The organism is Roseateles sp. P5_B10 (assembly GCF_056400485.1).
Genome location: NZ_JBFULE010000265.1, coordinates 1 through 6444, shown reverse-complemented (window position 1 = coordinate 6444; position 6444 = coordinate 1). Strand labels below are relative to the sequence as shown.

Genomic DNA, 6444 nt, shown 5'->3' with positions numbered 1-6444 from the left:
GCAAGACACATCGCGCCTACCTGTGGAGCTACTGCAGCACGCAGTTCAGCTCGCTGCAGGCCGTCGTCTTTGACTTCGCCGACAGCCGCGGCGGCCAGCACGCCCGCGACTTCCTCGGACTGCCCGGGACGCCAGGCAAGCCAGCTTGGCAAGGCAAGCTCGTCTGTGACGACTTCGCCGGCTACAAGGCTTGCTTCGAGCTGGGCGTGATCGAGGTCGGGTGCATGGCGCACGCCCGGCGCAAGTTCCATGAACTTTGGGCCAACCACGGCAGCCAAGTCGGCGAGCAGGCGCTGAAGTTCTTCGGCCAGCTCTACGAGGTGGAACGAGCCGCGGCCAACACCAACAGTGAAGCCAGGCTCGAAGCCCGCCGAGCAGCCCGGCCGCTGGCCGATGCACTGAACCAGTGGCTGCGGCAACAGCGCCAGCGCGTGCCGGATGGCTCAGCCACTGCCAGAGCCATCGACTACAGCCTCAAGCGTTGGGCGGCGCTGATCCGCTACCTCGATGACGGTGACCTGCCCATCRACAACAACTGGGTGGAGAACCGCATCCGTCCCATCGCGCTCGGGAGGCAGAACTGGCTGTTCGCTGGCAGCTTGCGCGCGGGCAAGCGGGCCGCGGCCGTGATGAGCCTGATTCACTCGGCCAAGCTCAACGGGCTTGATCCCTACGCCTACCTCCGTGACGTGCTGGAGCGGCTGCCGACGCAGCAGGCCAGTCGGATCGGGGAACTGCTGCCGCATCACTGGACGGCACCGACGACGCGCAGATAGGCGCTACAGATGGGCTGCGACCACCCCGTCGCGACACCACTTGCCGCGACAACGACAACGCCGTTGAACTCTCGGTCCGCGATGCGGAGGTCGCCTTGACCAAGATGCTTCGCCAAGAATGCTTCGACGTCCAGCCTTGGCAGGAGGCTGACGCCTCCACCGCCGGCACTAGGCGTCATTGGCAAACGGGCAAGTTCGCCGCGGCACTGAGCCTGGCGCCGAAGTCGGCCAAGCGCGTTCCGGGATCGAATCCGAGCCACTCGATGCCGATCAGCCGAAGCCGGTCGTCCCGCACCTCGGTCATCTGCTCCGTTGCGAAGTAAGCGCCCGGGGTCGCTTGTGCCGGCTTGAGCAGCAGCAGATAGCTGCGACCCCGCTGCATGTGCGGCTGCGTCCAGTTCTCAACTCGCAACCGCTCGCCGTCGTCGATGACTTCGCCGCCGATGTATGACACCGTTAGCGTGCCGCCGACGGCGATGCCGGCCGCGGGCTTGTAAATATCCGTCACGGTGAACGCGGTCCGGGTGAAGATGATTTCCTTCCCGGAGCCCAGGTAGACCTGCGATTCGATGGCCGTCCCTCTCACGATGGCGTCGGCAAAGCAGTAGGCGTAGTGCAGGCGGCTGGCGCGCGGGTCGTCAGGATGCGCCGTATCCACGGCCAGCCTGGGCGGCAGTTCTTCCGTGATGAAGCCTTTAGCGCCGTCCGGGAAATGCTCGGCCGTGTGGAGGGAGCGCTTGGCCACCCGATGCGAAAAATAGGTCTCGACCTCTTTCTTTTCGGTGTCGGATACCGGGCCCGCCCAGCCCGCCTTCACCGAGAGGCCAAGTGCCAAAGCCCAAACTGCTCGATCACACGCATTCACATCCGTCCCCTCCAAGATCGCCACAGTTTCTTCGAAGCCAGTCATGCCAGCCCCCAACTGCTGCAATCCGCGCCCTTCGCGAGCTCTTCCATGCTGCCCGCCATGGTGCCACCTCACCTCCGACCTGGGCTCGTCAAGGTGAGTTGAACGGACGGATACCCAAGAAGCACTGGGCGAGTGAGATATCCGGCGAATTCAGCGCCGCGGCTGGTGAGTGAATCGCCTAGATTCGGTAGACAACTTCAAGCTCTAACTGATGCTCCAGACGGAACGGTCGTCATGCGGGGCCGCAGAAGCCACGTTGCAGCTTTGCTCTATGCGCCGGGCGCACCTACTGCACCACCATCCATAAGCAGATGGTCACCCAAGACCGAAGGCGAGAAGTCGGCCGCGCCGGCAGGCTTGCGTCCTTCGGTCCAGGCCAGGAGCGTCTCGGCAGCCATGGGTCGGGCCAGGAAATAGCCCTGCAGCTCGTCGCAGTGCAGCGCCAGCAGGATGTCGCGCTGCCCCTTGGTCTCCACGCCTTCGGCGACGACGCGCAGCCCGAGCTCATGGGCCAGCTGGATGACGGCGCTGACGATCGCCCGGGCGTCGTTGCTGACTTCGATGTCGGCGACAAAGCTGCGATCGATCTTGAGCTGGCGGGCGGGCAGTTGGCGCAGATAGCTTAGGCTGGAATAGCCGGTCCCGAAATCGTCGATGGAGAGGAACACGCCGATGCGGGCCAGCTCCTCGAAGGCACGCTGGGTGCTCTTGAGGTCTTCCATCGCGACGGATTCGGTGATCTCGCAAAGCAGTTGGGAAGGGTCGAGCAGGTTCCTGGACAAAGCCGTCCCGATCCGAGCCGCCAGGTCCTCTTCGCGCAGCTGATGCACGGACAGGTTGATCGCCACGCGCATGTGCAGGCCGATCTCCGCCCAGGCGTGCATCTGCCGGCAGGCCTCGTCGATGACCCAGTTGCCCAGGCTGTTGATGAGGCCGAAGCGCTCGGCGATGGGAATGAACAGGCCCGGACTCAGCAGGCCGCGCTCGGGATGGTTCCAGCGGATCAGGGCCTCGACGCCGCGGATCTGCCCATGCAGGCCATCGATCTTGGGTTGGTAGTGGAGTTGCAGTTGCCCTTGCTCGATGGCCAGGCGCAGGTCGATCAGCAGGTTGAGCTGCTCTTGCGCGCCTTCGTCCATATGCGTCTCGTACAGCGCATAGGTGCCACCGCCGGCGCGTTTGGCGGTGTACATCGCGGCGTCCGCGTGCATGACCAGCTTGTCCCCGTCGCCGTGGTCGGGGTAGGCGGCGATGCCGACCGATCCGGACAGGACAACCCGCCGGCCACCGACCTCAAGAGGGACCGATAGCGCCGCGATCAGGCGGCTGGCCAGGCTGACGCAGTCCGCCAGGCTGCTGACGTCCTCCATCAGCAGCACGAACTCGTCGCCGCCAATGCGAGCCACGGTRTCGGCGTCGCGCGCCGCGACCCTCAGCCGCGCGGCGACCTCCTTGAGCACCGCGTCGCCGGCCGCATGGCCGAGCGAGTCGTTGACCGGCTTGAAGCCGTCAAGGTCGACGAACAGCACGGCCACCTTGCCGGCATTGCGCTCCGAGATCTGTTCCCCGGCGCGCGCATGACGCTGAAGCGCATGCGCCAGACGGTCCTCGAACAGCATGCGGTTGGGCAGGCCGGTGAGCGCGTCCTGGAACGCTCGTCGCCGCAACTCCTCGTTGGCCGTCTCCAGCTTCACGTTCGCGACCTTCAGCGAGCTGCGCATGCGGGCGTCGAGCGTCGACGTGAACAAGGTCATCGCCAGCAGGGCGATGGACGACAGCGACACCATCATTCCCAACTGGGGGCCCGCCAGCGCGTCCGCGCTCAGGCAGACCGTGCCGGCCGGGAAGTTCGCCGCCGCCATGCCCGTGTAGTGCATGCCGCAGATGGCGATACCCATCACCAGCGCCGCCAGGGGCTGGAAAATCATGCCGCGGCGCTCCCCCACCTTGCGCAGCCAGAAGAAGATCAGCAACGCTGCCGCCGATGCGCCAACGGCGATCAGCGCCGACGCCGCCACCAACAGCGGGTTCCAGACGATGGCGGGCACCATGTCGAGCGCGGCCATGCCGGTGTAGTGCATTGCGCAAATGCCCAACCCCATCGCGATGGCACCTCCGCCCAGGCGGGGCCAGGTGAGCTCGCCTTGGCTTGCGACGTACAGTGCCATGGCAGAAACGGCCACTCCGGCGACCCACGATGCCACAGTCAGCCCCGCGGTGTAGCCCAGTGCTATTGGCAGAGAAAAGGCAAGCATGCCGACGAAGTGCATGCACCAGATGCCGGTGCCCATTGCCAGGGAGCCTCCGAGCCACCAACTCATCGCAACGCCGCGGTCGCGCGTGCGAACGCGTTTGGCCAGATCGAGTGCGACGTAGGACGCAAAGCTCGCGATCAGCAACGAAGCTGCAACGACCCAAGGTGCGTAGCTTGAGGGCAGGTATCGCATGGCGAAGTGTCGGCTCCCGAACCTAGACACTGAACTGACCAGAGAGTCCACCAGGCTCTCGACTGCCGCTGACTCTACTCCGCTCGGCCATGAACTGCACCGGCATCCGCAGAGGCACGTCGGTCAGATTGTGGGGAGAGGCGGTTCAGATTTTCTTTGGTGTGCTCATGGACCTAAGCCAGCTTGGCGTGAAAATCACACGGCTCCGGCCGACCCACTATTCGAGCCAGCCTTGTGCAACCGGCCAGACTTCGCCGCTGACGTGGAGTGCTCCGGTGCCGTCCAGGCGTACGTGGAGTCTGCTGGGTCGATTGGCGAAGCGCCCCTGTGCGATCTCCAGCGGCAGCAGGGGGTCGACTAGGCGCCGGTGGAATAGGAAGGCGGCGGCAGGACCTGCGGCACTGCCTGTCGCCACGTCCTCCACGCGGCCCAGGTTGTCCCATGTTCGGATCTCAGGGCGGTCGACATCGAGCACGAGGACGAACTTGGCGCCCACGGCAGCTAGCAGAGCCTCGAGCTCGGCGCCCAAAACCGACGCGCGAGCTAGGGCTTCGCGCGTGACTGGGAGCACCAGGTACGCGAGCCCTGTGGAGATCACACGCGCACCAAGCGCTGGAGTCAGATCTCGTGATGACAAGCCGAGCGCCGCAAGAATCGGTCGCAGCAACTCCAGATCCGGTTCATCCCGGATTTCGGCCCGCCCCTGGTTCATCTCCGCGAGGAAGTGGCCATCACGCTGTTCCGTGCGGACAGGGACGTCGCCAGATGGCAGCCTCAAGGTCCAAGATGCCGAGTTCTGTGTTGGTGCATGGACGCGATGCAGCACGGCGGCAGCGCCGAGCACGGGATGTCCGGCGAAGGGCAACTCCTCCTCCACGGTGAACACGCGGGCGCGGGCGCCGACTGGCGTGACCTCGGACAGGAAGATGGACTCGAAGTGCTTCATCTCCCGTGTGAGTTCGAGCATGCGGTCGGCGCTCCATCGCTCAGTCTCCAGGAACACGGTCAGGCTGTTGCCGGTCAGGGGCGCGGTGGCGAAAACATCGACATGGAAATAGCGCGTTGTCTTCATGGGGGACCAGCGACGTTGAGTGATTCGGGAGATGCGTCAGCGTGTGCGATTACGCGTCGTTTGGCCGGTTTCAGGGCTGCGCCTGGCTATCGCGGGCGCCAACCGGAACGATCGACGCCGCAATGAGATCAACCTCGACGGTGGCGTTCTTGAGCAGTCCGTAAGTACCGAGGGAGGTCCGTGTATGGACGCCAACCGGCCCCATCACGGCGTACAGCAGCTCGGAGGCACCGTCGGCGACCTCGCTGTGCTGCGTGAAGTCCTGGGCGCATTGGATGATCACGGTCATCCGCATCACGGACTGGACCTGGCTCAGAGATCCCAGCGAGGCCTTCAGCAGCGAGAGCGCCCTGAGGATGCAGATCTTCGCCGCCCACTGCGCCTGCGCCACCGTGACGTCTGACCCCGCGCGGCCGGTCACCGCGATCGTGTCGCCGACCCGGGGAATCTGGCCGCTCACGTAGATCGCCTCGCCGTGGCGGACGACGGGAACATAGTTGCCGCCGATCTTGAGTTCGCCGCCGTTGGGAAACCTCAGTGACACCGCAGCGCGGGCGAATTCGATGTCTCTGTCCATGAGGTGTCATCTCGTCGCAACGTCGGTTGGAGGTCCTGTGTTGCCCATCATGGAATCGATCACTGCGCGCGCCCAGGGGGTGCGGATTGCAACTGAAACGAGTCCGACGGTGTTTGACATCGACTGCGGCGGCTCGCGTGATCGAATGCGGTTGTCGTCTAAATGCTCGGGTTTCCGAGCGTCGTGGACGCTGCATCGCAATCCTTCACTCCGACATCGCCATGCTCAACCTCAGACCCAATTGCGAGTGCTGTGACCGGGACCTCCCTGCTGAGAGCAGAGACGCCATGATCTGCAGCTTCGAGTGCACCTTCTGCACGGACTGCGCGACCCAGCGGCTGGGATCTCGATGCCCCAATTGCGGTGGGAACTTTGCGCCCCGGCCAACACGCGTCGGTGCCGCCCTGGAACGCCACCCAGCCTCCGCAGAGCGCGTCAGCAAGCCGTCGGGTTGCGATTGAGCCGCAGAGCTCTTCGGCGCTATTTGGATGGTGCCTCAGCGGCTCGCTGGTTCCGGCGTAGGTTCTGACGGGCGAGCCGCAGGCGGTCCTCGGCCATCTGTTGACGGGCGATGCGGTCCTCCTCGTCGGCATCGGCCGCCGCATGCATCGCCTCGGCGCGCGACCTGGCCTCGCGGCGCTCGCGGGCACTGAGGCGGGTCT

Annotated in this window: 7 protein-coding genes; 2 read left to right on the top strand and 5 right to left on the bottom strand. The window is 65.1% G+C overall.

What is annotated here, in order from left to right; translation table 11 throughout:
• Positions 1-776 (top strand): IS66 family transposase (gene tnpC, locus AC1DU6_RS16410; RefSeq protein WP_477858348.1); only part of this gene is annotated, 776 nt, incomplete at its 5' end.
• 175 nt (positions 777-951) lie between these two features.
• On the opposite strand, the gene AC1DU6_RS16405 is transcribed toward tnpC, so the two are convergent.
• From AC1DU6_RS16405 to AC1DU6_RS16390, 4 genes are all read right to left on the bottom strand, one after another.
• The gene (locus tag AC1DU6_RS16405; RefSeq protein ID WP_477858346.1) at positions 952-1686 is read right to left on the bottom strand and encodes a hypothetical protein; all 735 of its coding nucleotides are present in this window, start codon (positions 1684-1686) and stop codon (positions 952-954) included.
• A gap of 269 nt (positions 1687-1955) precedes the next feature.
• Positions 1956-4133, bottom strand: coding sequence for a putative bifunctional diguanylate cyclase/phosphodiesterase (locus tag AC1DU6_RS16400; protein WP_477858345.1), 2178 nt, complete (start codon positions 4131-4133; stop codon positions 1956-1958).
• A gap of 217 nt (positions 4134-4350) precedes the next feature.
• Entirely contained in the window at positions 4351-5205 is an 855-nt protein-coding gene (locus AC1DU6_RS16395; RefSeq protein WP_477858343.1) for a PhzF family phenazine biosynthesis protein, read from the bottom strand.
• 70 nt (positions 5206-5275) lie between these two features.
• Positions 5276-5782 (bottom strand): RidA family protein, encoded by a 507-nt coding sequence (locus AC1DU6_RS16390; protein WP_457325750.1) that lies wholly within the window; start codon positions 5780-5782, stop codon positions 5276-5278.
• Positions 5783-6003: 221 nt separating this feature from the next.
• Between AC1DU6_RS16390 and AC1DU6_RS16385 the strand changes: the two genes are divergently transcribed.
• Positions 6004-6243, top strand: a complete 240-nt coding sequence (locus AC1DU6_RS16385) for a DUF1272 domain-containing protein (protein WP_457325749.1) — start codon at positions 6004-6006, stop codon at positions 6241-6243.
• A 19-nt stretch (positions 6244-6262) separates the two neighbouring features.
• Here the strand turns inward: AC1DU6_RS16385 and AC1DU6_RS16380 are convergent.
• Positions 6263-6444, bottom strand: a 182-nt coding sequence (locus tag AC1DU6_RS16380) for a hypothetical protein (protein WP_477858340.1), incomplete at its 5' end; no start/stop codon positions are given.